12 protein-coding genes are annotated in these 16,139 nt (G+C 42.7%); 3 read left to right on the plus strand and 9 right to left on the minus strand.

Translation table 11 applies throughout. From position 1 onward, the window contains the following. Positions 1-603 precede the first annotated feature (603 nt). Complete coding sequence (locus EQG49_RS03950; RefSeq protein ID WP_133362749.1) at positions 604-1,446, plus strand: MetQ/NlpA family ABC transporter substrate-binding protein; 843 nt, start codon at positions 604-606, stop codon at positions 1,444-1,446. 460 nt (positions 1,447-1,906) lie between these two features. On the opposite strand, the gene pnuC is transcribed toward EQG49_RS03950, so the two are convergent. Next, positions 1,907-2,644 (minus strand): nicotinamide riboside transporter PnuC, encoded by a 738-nt coding sequence (pnuC, locus tag EQG49_RS03955; protein WP_133362750.1) that lies wholly within the window; start codon positions 2,642-2,644, stop codon positions 1,907-1,909. A gap of 500 nt (positions 2,645-3,144) precedes the next feature. Here pnuC and EQG49_RS03960 point away from each other — a divergent pair, with 500 nt between their 5' ends. Continuing rightward, positions 3,145-3,993, plus strand: a complete 849-nt coding sequence (locus tag EQG49_RS03960) for a DNA/RNA non-specific endonuclease (RefSeq protein ID WP_133362751.1) — start codon at positions 3,145-3,147, stop codon at positions 3,991-3,993. 270 nt (positions 3,994-4,263) lie between these two features. On the opposite strand, the gene EQG49_RS03965 is transcribed toward EQG49_RS03960, so the two are convergent. Further along, entirely contained in the window at positions 4,264-6,363 is a 2,100-nt protein-coding gene (locus EQG49_RS03965) for a leucine-rich repeat protein (RefSeq protein WP_133362752.1), read from the minus strand. A gap of 305 nt (positions 6,364-6,668) precedes the next feature. Here EQG49_RS03965 and EQG49_RS03970 point away from each other — a divergent pair, with 305 nt between their 5' ends. Then, a complete protein-coding gene (locus EQG49_RS03970) occupies positions 6,669-8,630 on the plus strand; it encodes a leucine-rich repeat protein (RefSeq protein ID WP_165964766.1) in 1,962 nt (653 codons plus the stop codon). Positions 8,631-8,759: 129 nt separating this feature from the next. Here EQG49_RS03970 and EQG49_RS03975 read toward each other — a convergent pair whose 3' ends face one another. From EQG49_RS03975 to EQG49_RS04005, 7 genes are all read right to left on the minus strand, one after another. Continuing rightward, positions 8,760-8,987: a transposase gene (locus tag EQG49_RS03975; protein WP_133362754.1), complete on the minus strand. Its 228-nt coding sequence runs from the start codon at positions 8,985-8,987 to the stop codon at positions 8,760-8,762. Between the two features lie 16 nt (positions 8,988-9,003). Then, positions 9,004-10,071 (minus strand): transposase, encoded by a 1,068-nt coding sequence (locus EQG49_RS03980; protein WP_165964767.1) that lies wholly within the window; start codon positions 10,069-10,071, stop codon positions 9,004-9,006. A 249-nt stretch (positions 10,072-10,320) separates the two neighbouring features. Beyond that, on the minus strand, positions 10,321-11,433 hold the full coding sequence (locus EQG49_RS03985; protein WP_133362756.1) for an NAD(P)-dependent alcohol dehydrogenase: 1,113 nt from the start codon (positions 11,431-11,433) through the stop codon (positions 10,321-10,323). Positions 11,434-11,550: 117 nt separating this feature from the next. Continuing rightward, positions 11,551-12,426: a fructokinase ScrK gene (gene scrK, locus EQG49_RS03990; RefSeq protein ID WP_133362757.1), complete on the minus strand. Its 876-nt coding sequence runs from the start codon at positions 12,424-12,426 to the stop codon at positions 11,551-11,553. Between the two features lie 336 nt (positions 12,427-12,762). Continuing rightward, positions 12,763-13,407, minus strand: coding sequence for an NAD(P)H-binding protein (locus EQG49_RS03995; protein ID WP_133362758.1), 645 nt, complete (start codon positions 13,405-13,407; stop codon positions 12,763-12,765). 133 nt (positions 13,408-13,540) lie between these two features. Then, complete coding sequence (locus EQG49_RS04000) at positions 13,541-13,990, minus strand: MerR family transcriptional regulator (protein WP_133362759.1); 450 nt, start codon at positions 13,988-13,990, stop codon at positions 13,541-13,543. A 321-nt stretch (positions 13,991-14,311) separates the two neighbouring features. Beyond that, entirely contained in the window at positions 14,312-16,090 is a 1,779-nt protein-coding gene (locus EQG49_RS04005) for an ABC transporter ATP-binding protein (RefSeq protein ID WP_207668563.1), read from the minus strand. Between the last annotated feature and the right edge of the window lie 49 nt (positions 16,091-16,139).

Genomic DNA, 16,139 nt, shown 5'->3' on the forward strand with positions numbered 1-16,139 from the left:
CTCATCTGACACACAATCTTAAAATCTCTATTACTTTATGGTAGCTTTTCGCACCATTCACGTGTAAATACTGTAAATATGTACTCCTCGGTCTCGTCCCAATACTAGCTAACACCACCGATGCAGCCAGTGGCTAATTCACTTTTTGGGTTGACAGGTTAAAATTTAATGAGTAAACTACTGGTATACATTAATAATACTTTTGATTTTGATGAGAAGAGTAGATTAATTAGTCGGTTTTACAGAGAAGTATCCACTAGCTGCGAGGATACAAACCAAATACTAATCGAAGATGAACTCTGAATTTCAAGTTGGTTATGCATTTGGGCGCACTGTGCTTACGGTGCCCACAGATTCTCAGCTGACTTGACGGTTCGTGTCGTTATTACACGCAACTATAATTTGTAGTTATTGTGGGTAGCCGTGTGAGCGGTTGCTGAAACAAGGTGGTTCCCGTTACTGACGTCCTTGCTGAATCTTTTTGATTCGGTGGGGACTTTTTTATTTGCTATTATTTCTTTTCCGAACTTGCGACCTGCGAACTTTCATATTCGATTGGCGCTAGTTCCGAATGTCGCCTACTTTGGAGGAGTATTTTTTATTATGAAGAAAGCTTATATTCGTTTTGCCGTGATTGCATTTGCCCTAGCCTTGATTTTGGCGGGCTGTGGTAAAGCTAAATCAACCAGTTCTAATATTACGATTGGCTCGATGGGATCTGATACTGATGTTTGGCGCTACATTGCCCAATCAAAAGAAGCCAAAGACGCCGGCTTAAAAATTACTGTCAAAGATTTGACCAACGTAACCAGCCTCAATCCCGCAACCGTTTCCGGTAACATCGATGTCAACGCCTTCCAAACGGTGGATTACTTGAACGCCTACAACAAGGCAGCCAAGCAAAACTTAGTACCAATTGCGACCACCTACCTCGAACCACTTGGGATTTTCTCGCACAAGTACAAATCCCTCGCTGATGTCAAAGACGGTGCCACAGTTGGTATAGTCAATGATCCAGCCAACGAAGCCCGTGACCTCCAATTGTTAGCTCAATCTGGTCTGATTAAACTTGCCCCTTCATTTAAGGCTGGGACCGGCTCAATCAAGGACATCGCCGCAAATCCTAAGCATTTGAAATTCAAGGAAATCGACTACTCAATGGGTCCCCGCGTCCTTGATTCTTTGGACTTAGTTTTCATCAACAACACGACCGCCTTGGAAGCTGGCTTGAACGTATTGAAAGATTCCGTTTACCGCGAGCAAATCAATGCCACCACAAAAGGCTCAATCAACTTACTCGTGACCACCAAGGCCAAAGCTAAGCAAGCTGATATTAAGAAACTCGGCAAGCTGTACCACTCAGCCTTCGTGCAAAAATACATCAAAGACAAGTTCCAAGGTACCAAAGTTGATGTTAATAAGCCATTGTCATACGTGGAAAAGTAATAGAATTGAATTGTTAACCGTTCTCTTTTTTGTCTGACGTAAACTTGGCCACTACGTGCCGGCAAATTACTTGGTGCACCACGCTGGAAGCAGCCTCCCAAGCCAAAGTGCGGTCTTGGTCGGTTCGAACAAGCTGGGACTCTAAGGAATAAATTCCTAAGACTCCTCATCTTATCCTCAGCGGCGACATGTGTTGCACACATATCACCCCAGTCGCGGTGTAAAGGCTGCGCCCGCCAAGTAATTTACCGACACTTCGTTAGTTAGGAACAATTCTAAAACTAGCAAAAAATAATTACCACCCTTGGGTCACAGTAGCATGAGAAAAACAACACTGAAGTGAACCTCAGTAATTCGATGATTCAAACCCACGCTAAAATAAATAGATCAATAAAAGCCGCTCACCCTACTAATTTGCAGGATGAGCGGCTTTTTGCATACTTATTTTAATGGTACCTAATTAGTGCTTCTTCGCATGGAACCATTCTGATGAAGCAAAGGCGATAATATCATTCAGGAAGTAAATTGTGTATGACACGGCTAGTGCCCAATCGGAGCCATGGCCAGTCATTGCCGTGTTAATCCACAGCGTCATTGACGCTAAGCCTTGTATTGTCCACCAGTAGTATTGATCTGAATACCGTTTCACGGAAAGTACGGCGCCGATAATGCCAATTGCAGCCGCGGGACCATCAATCCAAGGACGCATTGAGTGCAAGAACCAGGCGCCGCTACCAAATGGATTTTTCGTGATGCTTTCAATTGAAGCCAAAATTACAGCGACGACAATTGTCAGCAGAATCCATTTTAGCCAGAGTTTGACATTTTTACCAAAATGCTTAACTTCCGCATTTTTCAGCCAGCTATTTGAAAAAATTACGGGTAAATCTAAGACAACAATATACACAAATTGCATAAACGCATCGGAATAATTTGATTGGATAATCCCTGGTACGATAATAAAAATTGCTGAAACTAAACCGGTTAAGCCGTTCAACCATTTGCGGGCGGTGATTAAGTTAACCGTCGCGACCCCCAGGATTGCCCCAATCATTGAGAAAATCGTGGCGTGCCCGGTGGCAAATAAGAAAATCTCAAAAACAATCGTGAAGCCCATCAAGAAGTATGATGCGCGTGGCCAGTCCCGCCAATCGGCAGTTAAGTGTTGATACCACGGCATCGTTGTTTCGTTAGTCATAATTATTAGTCCATATTGTGCAGCCCATTTTTGTGAGCCACACGTCCCTTCATTCTATGATTTGTATTAGCGAGCCGGTAGAATGTTAAATTCAGCTCTATGTCCTTGCGCAAGAAACAATAGGTATTACTATACATTTGTAAAACGTTTTACGCAACTCGCGGCAAATGCACGTAAATCCCGCCATATCAACGTTTGTAATCTTCGTGAAATCTCTCACTTCGCTTGCTTACTAGCCTCACCCGAGAACTATTAGGGTTTGATGTTAGAATTCATTTCCAGATAATGACATGCGAAAAAAAATTCGTATCGTGGCGAAAAATAGTGTGCAAACTGAGTAAATAATGCTATATTTAGTAAGCTAGTTTTTCATTTTTTCAGGTGCAGTTGGAATTTTACGATACTGCCATTATTTAAACCTACTTACGAAGGAATCCGCGTAATTTTTTATCTGTAAAATTGGTCGGGGATCCTTTTCAAGGCACTAAAAGGAGAATCACATGAATCAAAAGAAAATAATTCGCTTCATCATCGCTGCGGTTGTATTGTTGGTTGGTGGGACAACTGGGGTTAAAAGTTTAAACCACGATACTTCTGATTCCAATGGCAGTTCCCAACCACGGAGCGCCAATAGCCGTCGAACAGCTGGAACTGGGCGCGGGACTACAGCTTCGGCTAACGCCCCTACTAAGGCACTCGCTGAATCAGTCCTCACACCAACCGTTCGTACCCAACTCAAATACACAATTACGTGGAATGGTACGGGTTCATTTGCCATTAATAATAACAAATCAACTTTGAACGCCAACGTTAGCTCAGCGCCATACGCTACCAATAAACCCCAAGACTCACTTGGGCGGCCACACCAATTTGATGGTTTGTTAAGTAAGAGCACGCGAATTTATCAAAACCGGACTGAGACTGGTAATGACAAGACTATGCGTCCAGTTGGTTGGAACCAAATTCAATTATCTGGTGGTGGCTACTCACACTTGTATGACCGCGGTCACTTAGGTGGTTACGCCCTCGTTGGTGGGATTCGCTCATTTGATGCTTCTGAAGCTAACCCTAAAAACATTGCCACGCAAACTGCATGGGCTAATGAAGCTGCTGGCGTAGATAATACCGGGCAAAACTACTACGAAGGCATCGTCCGTAAAGCTTTGGATCAAAACAAACGTGTACGTTACCGCGTAATTGACATTTACGATGGCAACAACCTCGTGCCTGCCGGTGCAAACATCCAAGCTAAATCAAGCGATGGTTCTGTGAACTTCAATGTTTTTGTGCCAAACGTTCAGAACGGTGTGGTCATCAACTACAAAACTGGGGTTGCCAAAATCAAGTAAGGCTATTAATTTAATTTTCACTTAATGTTCAAGCAGTATATTAGCATCATCCCAATTAAGTATTTTCTTCATACACATCTCCTACATGTAACCGCCAAGCCTCCTCATGGTTTGGCGGTTTTTTGTGCTGTATTCCGTCTGACGTGTGATTGAATAAACTTGGTCACTGTATGGTTGGAAATCCACGCAAAAAAATCCCAAAGCTAGGCCGTAAGCCGTACTTTAGGATTTTTTGGAGGTTATGTTTCAGCACCATTTTTCAAATTATTATCACTTACGTTTCTTCCGCAAGCCATACAAGCCAAGTATTCCGACAAGCACTGCCGTACCTAATATTGGTAACATGCGATTTGCCGTGTTACCTGATTTCGGTAAGCGAGTAGCTTGGTTTGCAGTTGCAGCACTATTTCTATTTGTGCCGATAGTGTTAGTTGTGTTCACTACCCGATTAGCACCATTCGTCCGTGTAGTTGTTGGCGTCCCACCAGAACCAGGTAAAGCGACTGGCGTTGTTACACTTGGTTTCTTAGTGGGCGTGGTATCACCACTTGTACTTGGTTTCTTAGCGGGTATTGTGCCGCCACCCGAGCTTGGTAATTTGCCCGGAGTCGGCGTGGTGCTAGCGGGTGTATTTGAACCATTCCCCCCAGCTTTATCCGGATTGTTATTATCAGCTGGAATAGTTTTTAGTGAATAAACAAATTTATAACTGCGGCCGTTGTTATCACCATAATTAATTTTCGTTTTTGCTAACTCGTCGGCCGGCTGCCAGCTCAAGTCTGGTACCGCCCGCAACGACTTACTAACTGCATTACTGCCGAAAAGATTTTTGTAATCGTAGCCATCAATGCTTTGTGGCGTTAAGTCGAGGACAGATTCTGGAACATCTTCCAATGTCTGTAATGGTGCGATTTGGATGTCATTTTCATCAACGTAGTAGACTGTGAATTTAGGGGCTTTGCTGCGAATATACTTATACGTAACTTCTTGTGTGAGTGCATCGTATGTGCCAGTTGTACTACCACCCACGATTTCTGGTTCATCATACCCTGCAATAGTTGGTCCATTATCGTATGTGGTGCCAACTTTTGTGGTAATTTTTGCCGGAGTAAGTGGTACTCCATTAATATCTTGGGTGATTACATTATCATTTTGATCGACGTACTTTTGTGTCGCGGTAGCAGCAATGTACCACAGATTTTTCCCTGTAAATAAATTATGCGGTGCCTTATTGATGAAATCTCTAACTTTTTCAGCTGTTTCCAGCGCAGTGCTATCAATTGGTAGTACTTCACTCCCTTTGACCACCGCAGAAAAGGAATCCTCACCCATCTCTAAGTCTGGATTATTACCCACAATTATTTTTTTGAGGCTTGGCGAAAAATATGAATTTGAAAATGCTCCATCACCAATGTAATTTAATTTCGATAATGAACTAATATCAAGTTCAGCTATTGGCGCTGCCGAAAATGCGCCCTCACCAATTGATTCCAAATTAGGTAACACACTGAGATCAATTGTTGTCAGCAATTGAGCATAATTAAATGTCCATTCTGGAATCATCGTTATTATATTAGACTTGGGAAATGTAACTTTCTGTAAATTGAAATTGTACGAAAAGCCCTCAATCCCCATATCGCTTAATTTCGTCAAAGGACTAAGATCAACTTCGCTAAGGGTATTACCAGAAAACCCCCTAAAACCTATAGTTTCCAATTTCGACAATCCCGAAAAGTTAACTTCAGTTATTACATTATTTATAAATGCGCCCTCTTTAATTGTTTTTAAATTAGCTAACCCTGATAAATCGAGTTTACTGATTAATTTTGGTACGATTGTGTAATAAGCATCATAAAATGCGTACTCACCAATTGCTGTAACATTAGTCATAACATCTTTTGGAAAAACTAACACGCCGTCCCAATTTGTAAGATCAAAGTTAGGATTATTCAAAAAATGTTCGCTAAACCCAGTGACTGTTGCTCCATCATCTTCATACGTAAAATCAAGGTTCGTAAACTGATAAGATGCGGTACCGAAACGACTGTCCTTATCCTTTGCTTTTTGCTTTGCTATATTTGTTGTTGGCGCTATAATTCTACTCTGTGCGTCATCCTCTAAATTGAAGTTCAGATTATTCTCCGTCAAGTTATCATTACTTTGCACGCTTGACTGTACACTTTCTTCTGTTGAATTATCATCAACTGAATCATGTTTCACGGCTGTTTCGATTTGTTCTGTTACTAATTCTTCAGCTAAAACAACTGGTGTTACTCCCATCCCACCAATCAATGTAATAGCAGCCATACCAACATAACCAGTATGTCTGCCTTGATGATACAGTTTGGAATGCTTTGTTTTATTAGTCATAAGCTTAACCCTCTATGTGTTTAGAATAATTTCAACTTCAACTTTACAGTATCCGTATGAATTTCATTCGTGTAAAAAGAGATGTTTTGAACGTACACTTCTCATCAATAACGAGATAATCAGCATTTTTAATGATATCAGTATAATTTTTTCAACATAAAACCCACTACTAAACACAATGCTCCAATACGTTCAGTTAGCAAAATTTTGCGCCGTCAAATACTCTTACCTCACACATATATTATTCTTATTTCACTAGTACCATTTATATTAGTACATTATTAAATACAATATGGAGAATGCTTATGAAACCTGAAGAAGCAACACAGCACCATCTCACAAAAAAGCAGTTGATGCATGCTGGTTTAGCTACAATTACTGTAGTTGGTGGTATGGGTGCCACACCCCTGACACTTGCTGATGAGGTATTAAATGATCGAACTGAGGAAGTACAAAAAGATACTTCATCCACTGACACAAGCAGTACTATTATTGATCCATTACCAAATAGTGAGTTACTGCCTGAAACAGCCGGTGTGCCAACCGCCGAAACTCCAAACCTCGACGAAGAAACGAATTTTGATACAACTAATGGTAACGATACGATTGAGTCTACCTCAAATAAAACTGTTACTAACGATAACTTTGCACCAAGTACTACAACAAAAGCTGAAGAACGTAAGGCCAAGAGTTTTTATAATCCTGAAATAACCGGTAAAACTCCCTATGTTTTTGACAGATCTTATTTTACATTTTCTGATGATGGGAAAACTCTAACCGGTTTCAGTGACAAGGGCTCATTTACGCGTCAACCCACAACTGAATGGGATTGGGATGGTAATTTAGTCTTTGGTGATGATTTAAGTGACGTTACAACAATTGGCATGGGTGCACTTTCAGATCGTTTTGGTATTAAAAGTATCAATTTTGAGAATTTAACTGCATTAACTACAATTGGGGCGGACGCATTTGCAGAGGATTTAGGTCTAGAGTCAATTAATTTTGGTAATCTCCCCAATTTAACAACTATTGATTATTTTGCATTCGCAAGTTGTCATCACTTAACAACGATTACTGTTGGTGCCCTTAATCCCGATCTTGAAATTGGCGAAAATGCATTTGAGGGTGTTGATGCTGGTATATCTGATGACTACACTCTGATAGATATGGGCTACTTGCGAACCGGTGGTGAAATCATTCCAACTGATACAACTGCGCTAAATTCTGCCATGAAAATTCGTGATACGATTAATTATTGGGCGCAAAATAATTACCTTGATGATGTTGGATATAGGTATCCCGCAGATTATACGGGCACATATACCGCCGAAAACGACTGGTACATCAACACCAAGGTCAACTTTACCTACCTCGATGAAAATGACCAACCAATCACTAGTGGTACGGATGGTTCCCCGGTTGTTGGCCTAGCAGATGCTGATGTTCGAGTTTCCGATGAGTACCCGGTACCTACCGCTCCTGAAATTGTCGGTTACACGAACGGCACAGCTGATGGCGGATCAGTCCAAACAATTACCTCACTGAATCAGACGATTACCTACCACTATGCTCGTGCCATGGCGCAACCCGTGACAATTTTCTGGGTTGATACTGATGGCAACCAATTGGACTCAGAAACACTCACAGATGTGCCTAGTAATGAACTTGATTTAACGCCAAAGGTACTGGTTGGTTATACATTCAAAGCCGTGCATGGTACCAAGGTTACCGCTGCCAGTTCTCGGGCCGTTACTGATTTTGATTGGGACGACGCTGACGAAACCCCAGTTTTACCCAAGTTAACCTATGGTGAAAACGCTGGACGCAATTATAAATTCGTTTATGCTAAAGTCGCAACTGACGTTAATAAGCCGGTTACCGATAGTCCAAGTTCAACTCCCAAACCATCAGGATCTGGCGAACCACATACCGGTACCACCGATAAAACGCCTAGCACTAGTAGCAGCGCTACACCTGATTCGCCCAAGACTCCAAGTGAGCTTCCAAGTTCCGGTGGGCTTCCAGGTTCCGGTGGGGGTACTAATACTAACAATACAACCCCGTCAACTGGTAAAACTACCACTACTGGTAACAAAACCATACTACTGAATACACCCATTAACCGCAATATTCCGGCTTACATCACGCCTAGTCAAACGTTGCCTAAATCTGGTAAGCGCACTAACTACCTCATCCCCGCCCTTGGAACCGCAATCCTTGCAGGCGTCGTTGGGTTGTATGTATTTGGCAAGAAGCGTAAGTCATAACTTTATATATTATTTATCGGAAGTACCAATATCTCACCAAATCAAAAAAAGGGCTCTATTCCGTCTGACGTGGGTTGGGCGAAATTAAGCTTGTGAAATAACCCTGGAATCTTAACGGATTTCGGGGTTTTATTCTGTCATCAATTTAGTGAATTGTGATGTTAAAACGTGTTTATTTAATAATTGGAGACGAATTCGATGGAAGAAGTTAGCGGGTTTAGCGTAACCATAGGCGGTCCGTTTCATTTGTTTGATACGTCGATTAATGCCTTCAATACGCCCGTTACTGGCTTTAACTCTAAACGATTCAATGATGCCACGTCTGTATTTCTTATAAGTTTTGATGACCGTATCCATGGGCGTGCCAGTAGTTTTATAGTTTTAAGTTAGCGCGGACGAATTCATCTTCCTTGCGGCTGTTTACGGCCGTAAAATAAGCTGATAGATTTCGCAAGCAATGCCCAAGTTGGGCATTGGGTATAGACTCATCAAGGATTGTCGATGGTGAAAAGCGTATGATTAATGCCTTTGAACCAGCGCGAATGCGGAAAATATCATACTTTTGACTCGTTGGTTTAAGGAAAAGTTTCCAGTTGGACTTGAGAATTTTGTAGATTCGAGTACGGTTGTCGACAGTGTTTTGGTACCCAGTTCGGACAGATTGAACGGCTTTCATCGCCAGTTGGACAGTATGAAAGCGGTCGATAACGACCTGTGCGTTAGGAAACATCCGCCGGACAACAGTTTGATAGTTGGCGTTCATATCAGTGACCACAAGTTTCACACATTTACGATTTTTTAACGAGAAATTCGCCAAATAGCCCCTAACTTTAGCGTTCGTGCGCTCTGGGAAAATCTCGATAAAATCAGAATTCGAGCCATTGATCATTTCGAAGCCGTAGCGATTTTTCATGTATTGAACTTCATCAATACAAATAACTGGTGGGAGTTGTTGTTCATAGTTTGGCCGGTAACGGTCAGCTGTGGCGTTGAGAAGTTTATGAATCTTAGTGTGTGATAGTTTGAGGATATATGAAATCAACTTGGCTGAGATATCAAATCGTGCGAGGTCGAGTATTTGAAGCAATAAAGGGCGTGTAATTTTAGATTGTCCCGTAAAATCATGGATTGGGCGACAAACAGTACGGGCGCAGCCGTTAACACTTATAACGTTTTTTTGTCGAGATGTAGGACTTGATGATAAACCGTTTGTGGAAGGCAATACGTGAACCGGAATATTCGTGGAATGGCGATACAAACTTGAATGAGCACAGTAGGGCACATCAGGCATAACATCAAGCGTAGCGGCGTAATTAAGGGTTGCGTAATCATGTTTGTCATTCTGAGTAAGATAGTTGAACTCACCATCATCAGTAATGTGAAAATTGAAATTTGGGTCTGTTAATCCAGTGGCACGTAAGATAGAATTATTAGTGGGCATATGTCGTATTTCCTTTTCTGTTTGTGTGAGAACTTCAGAATAACAAGGAAAGACGATGTATGTCTTTTTATTTTGGGAAAAGTTTGTGAAATTTGAATACCAAAAAAGCGTGAGATATTGAAATCCCACGCTAAAAAAAATACAGCCAAAAAAAGGCTTAACCACACACATTTGTGCATGGTTAAGCCTTTTTTGAGTTACGTTCCAGTCCTATCAGTTCACGTAGACTGAACTGAATTTTATGCCTGTTTATTTACGCAATTGTTCATTGGGGTATACAATCACCTTCAATGAACCGGCTTTATTGGTTCGTGTTTGTTCCAATGCGGCTTGCGTTTCTTCAAGTGGATAGAAATCTGTTAACAAGGTTTCGACCAATTCTGTATTTTGGGCCAAAATCTTGATTCCTGTTGCGTAGTTGTTGGCGTAACGGAAAATCCCGTAAATCGTCGTTTCGTGGTCGGTCATGAATGGCACGTTCAATGGCACGGCGTCGGTTGTTGGCACTCCAATGTAGGCCAAACTACCACCGCGGCTCAACGCTGCCAAAGCAGTTTGTTCGCCACCAACGTTACCAGAGGCTTCAATGGCAAAGTCCACGCCTTCTCCGTCCGTCAAGCTCATAATTGAATCCAGCACGCTCGTTTCCTTGATGTTAATCGCATCAGTTGCACCCAATTTCAGGGCCGTATCCAAGCGCAATTTTTCAGCATCGCTGACGATAATCGTTGTGGCACCAAATGCTTTTGCTGCCAAGATTGCTAACAAACCAACTGGTCCCATGCCAGAAATCAAGACCGTAGAACCTGGGTTAATGCCCAATTTTTCAGACGCGTGAATGCCGACTGAGAATGGTTCGTTTAATGTCGCAACTTCATATGAAATGTTATCTGGTAATGAGAAGAGAAAGTCTTGTGGGTAAACGATTAATTCTGACAAGTCACCGTCGAAAGGTGGAGTTGCCATGAATTGCATGTTAGGGCACAAGTTATACTTACCTTTACGGCAATTTTTGCAATGACCGCACGGAACGCCGGGTTCAATCGCCACCCGATCGCCACGCTTTAACTTGCTAACCTCATCCCCCACTGCGACAACTACGCCGGAGCTTTCGTGCCCAAGAATCAAGGGCTTTTTAACCACGAAGTCGCCGATGTGTCCGGTATCGTAGTAGTGCACGTCAGATCCGCAAAGACCGACTGCGACAATTTTAACTAGTACATCGGTGGGCTTCATTGCCTTTAATGGTGTATCTTTCAATTCAATATCGAACACCTTATTTAAGACCGCACTACGCGTCGTTGCTGGTAAGGTATCCTTAGTAATGTTTGGAATTTCAATATTCTTTAATTCTTTTGCCATGTTCATTTTCCCCCATGTTTGCATGCATTTTAAATTTTCCCCCTGAAGCTATTTTAATACTGCATCACACTCACATCCCCCCATTATGTTCAAAATTCATTTAACGCCAACGACAAATTATTTACTGAGTTCCTTCATTGCCAGTGCAAAATTCCCCATCGTAGCGGAACCATTGTCCTTCACAACTGGCAATGTCAGATATTCATTTAAATCTTTAACTTCAATATAATCATTTAACAATTCGGCAAATTGCGTGCGCACCTTCGCTAAGAACGTTTCACTCATCACACCACCGCCAAAGACAATCTTGTCGGGCCGCAAAGTTAGTGTCGCTTGCAAAGCTGCTTGAGCTAAATAGTAAGCCATAATATCCCAAACGTGATCATCTGATTTGACATCTTGCCCTTTTTTTCCAGTACGGGCTTCAAATGTTGGTCCGGCCACTAAGCCTTCCAAACAATCGCCGTGATACGGACAGATGCCGGCGAACGTCAGATCATCGGGATGCCGTTTTACGCGGACATGTCCCATTTCAGGGTGCCCAGTTGTGCCAAGAAATTCGCCATCAACCACGATTCCGGCTCCGACCCCAGTTCCGACGGTATAATATACAATGCTATCGTTTTTTTCATTGAATAACGTTGCTGCCGTATATTCGCCATATGCCGACCCGTTCACATCCGTGGTCCATGCGATCGGGACTTTAATTGCTTTACTGATGGTTCCCACAAAATCTGTATCCGACCAATTGGGCTTTGGCGTCTTAGTCACATACCCGTATTTAGGATCATTGCGCCTAATTTCAATTGGTCCAAACGATGCAATCCCCAATGCATCGAGTTCTGGAAATTGTGCAAAAAATGCAATTGTTTTGGCGAGCGTCTCTTCAGGGCTCGTCGTTTTAAAAGTCGTTTTGGTTTGCACGCGATAATCTTCATCACCAACCGCACACACAAATTTGGTTCCCCCGGCTTCCACACTCCCTAATAACATGACTCTTCCCCCTTTGTAAGCATTCACTGATTGTTATATTCGTAAATCCTTTTACATCGAGAAGCTTAACACACCTTATCCCGAAATGAAAGCGCTCTCATCATGCTCAATAGTGAGCTTCTGGGCAACCCGCGCTGGTACTGATTTCAGCGGATTAACCTGTTTTTACCGGTTAAATGTATTTCCGCAAAAAACGATTTTGGTAGATTAATCCACCAAAATCGTTTTTGTAATTCCAAATTTGTAACTGATAACTACAATGTGCAAAAGCAGGCGTTGATTTAGCGTGCGGAATTCACACCATCATGAACGCAACTTCTCTTACCGGCAACGGCCCTACTTAATCCACATTGGTCGATCGCCGTCAGTATTCGGTTTATTTACCCCGATTGATTCACCAAGTTCTTGCTCAGGATGGTTAACCAAATCGGCCACTAGCATCGCCACGGCTTCCCGCGCAACTTCAGTCCCCTTGAATGCTTCATGCTTTTGCGTTATTTCGTATTCTGTCTCATCGTTATCCGTCAAATATGCGGGGCGAAGTATCGTGTAAGCTAAGTCAGACGCTTCGATAACATCAGCGGCTTCCCGATAACTTGGCAAATAATGCGCGCCAAGTTGTTGCTGCGTCCACTCGCCGAATTTTCCTGGAACTTCGTCATAAATACCGAGTGACGAAATCCAAATCAAGCGTTTTACATGTGTTGCATGCATCGCCGTTACTATTTTGCTGGCTTGTTCAACAATATTATTGCCTGCCAAGCTTGCAAAAACCACGTCCTGATCAGTGAGCGCATTTTGTAACTCGGCTAAGTCGGTCACATCCCCCTCGACGACCTCAATTCGCTTCCCAGCCAAAGATTCCATCCGCGCAGCATCGCGTAAAAACAACCGCAAATGGGCTTGCGTCTGCGTTAACAATTTATCCTTTGTTAACTGCGCAATTTTCCCATGTGCCCCAAGTATTACTATATTTGTCATATTTTATTACCCCTATGGCTTAACAGTAAGCGTTCGCGTGCATATATACAATGGTTAGTCTAAAACTCGATGGTCTCGACAACGACAAAAAGGAGTAACCATTTTTTCAGGATTACTCCTTTTTCGTGGACAGCTATTCTTGTTTCAACTGATAAACAAACTTTTCATCTTCCAACACGGCAATCAGCCGAATTTGTTTTGGCTCATCGAACCAACCCAAATCAACGTTGACGCCTTTTTCACTAATTTCAATTGCGCGAATCGCATTATGAACAAATTTGTGAACATAGGTTGAAATATTACTTGATTCATCAATTTTTCCCACTGCTGCTTGCAAGGTATAGCCGGCATCCAAGTAATACTTGATACCAGTTACCCGCCCATACTGGGAAAAATGAAACACGCGCGCTTGTTGCTTGCCTTCGCGTTGCACCGATTCGATGTACCCTTGTTTTTCCCAATAGCGCAATTGCCGACTAGAAACGCCGGCCATTTCACTAAGTTCACCAATCCGAAAGTACATCTTATCGGAACTAAAAACTTGCTGCATAATCTTGCCGATTTCATCGTTATTAGTCATCATTCTTATCCCTGATTTGATCGCACTATTTAGGAAATTTTAGTACTGCAACTTTATTACCACCATGTAATTTTTTCTTTTGTTCAAATTAACGGAGTGTTGAAAATTACTTGGCGGGCGGAGCCTTTACACTGCGACTGGGGTGATATATGCGAAGCATGTATCGCCGCCAAGGATAAGCTGAGGAATCTTGGAAATTTATTTCCGTAGAGTCCCAGCTTATCCGAGTTGTTCAAGACCGCACTTTGGCTTGAACATGTGCTTCCAGCGCGGTGCGCCAAGTAATTTCCAATACGGAGTGGCAGCGAACAAATCAAAAACTAATTAAGCCACACTCTCAAACTGTGAATTATACAAGTCGGCATAGAAGCCCTTTTGCGCCAACAAGTCAGCGTGGTTACCAGATTCGATAATATCACCATCATTCATAACCAAAATCAAATCGGCATTTTTAATCGTTGACAGGCGGTGCGCAATCACAAATGAAGTCCGGTTGCTCATCAAGTGATCCATGGCGTTTTGAATCAATTCTTCCGTCCGCGTATCAACAGATGAAGTGGCTTCATCAAGGATTAGCATTGGTGCGTTCTTAACTAAAGCACGAGCAATCGTTAAGAGTTGGCGTTCACCGGCTGATAATTCGTCCGCTTCAATCACAGAATCATAGCCATTTGGTAACGTCTTGATGTAGTGGTCGACGCCGGCAGCTTCACAGGCAGCGATGACTTGTTCATCCGTGATGCCCTTTTGGTTGTAGATGATATTTTCCTTAACCGTACCTTCAAACAACCACGTGTCTTGGAGCACCATCGTGAATTGTTCGTGGACCGCTTCACGGGTTAAGTTTTCGAGCGGGACACCGTCAATTTTGATGGTGCCGGAATTGGTTTCGTAGAACTTCATCAATAAGTTAACCATCGTCGTCTTACCAGCACCAGTGGGTCCAACAATCGCCACCTTTTGACCAGATTCAGCCTTAGCGGAGAAGTCGTTGATGATGATTTTGTTTTCATCGTAACCGAAGCGTACGTGGTCAAATTCAACTGTACCAGTCGCGTTTTCGATGTGCTTCAATTGGTCAGTTTCCACTTCCAATTCTTTTTCAGCAAAGAAAGTGAAGACCCGTTCACTTGCGGCACCAGCGGATTGCAAGCTTGTCACCGCTTGGGCGATTTGCGTCAATGGTTGGGTGAAAATACGGATGTAGACCATGAAGGCAACAATCACACCAAATGAAATCTTGCCATCAATCGCTAAGACCGCACCAACCACACAGACCGCAGCATAACCGAAGTTACCGATGAATTGCATCAAGGGCATCATCAAGCCTGACAAGAATTGTGATTTCCACACACTATCGTAAAGACGGTCGTTAATGTCATCAAACTTGTTAATCATTTCTTTGTCGGCGTTGTAAACTTTCACGACATTGTGACCCGTGTAAATTTCTTCCACGAACCCGTTCACTTCACCCAAACCATTTTGTTGGTTGTTGAAGTATTTTTGGGACTTCGCCATAATCAACATCATCAAACCAAAGCCGATTACCGTTGACAGAATAGCCGTCAAAGTCATTTCTACGTTCGTCTTAAACATCATCACTAATGAACCGACAAACAACGTAATCGCTGACACTAATGAACCGACACTTTGATTCATTGCTTGTCCGATAGTGTCCACGTCATTGGTCACGCGTGAAAGCGTATCACCATATGGGTGCCCATCGAAATAGCGCAGTGGCAAGCGGTTAATTTTACTTGAAATGTCTTTACGCAAACGCTTGGAAACTTTTTGCGTTACAGTTGCCATGACAAATCCTTGCACATACGTCAAGAGCGCCCCGGCACCATATAAGCACGCTAGGAAGACCCCGATACGGCCAACTTTCGCCATATCGATTTTGCCCATCATACCTGCGGTGATTGTATCTGTAATCTTACTCAATTGGTCGGGGCCAATAATGGTAAAGTAACTACCAAGTGCTGCTGTTACCACCGCAAGAATCACGGGTACCAAATACGGCTTACAGTATACGGCTAAATCCGTCAGTGCTTTTTTAATATTCTTTGGCTTTTCACCTTTGCCACGGTTACGGCCGCCCATACCCATGCCACCGCCTCGAGAGGAAGTAGTCGTTTTCTTTTCTTCGCTC

Source organism: Periweissella cryptocerci, assembly GCF_004358325.1.
GTDB classification, from domain to species: Bacteria; Bacillota; Bacilli; order Lactobacillales; family Lactobacillaceae; genus Periweissella; species Periweissella cryptocerci.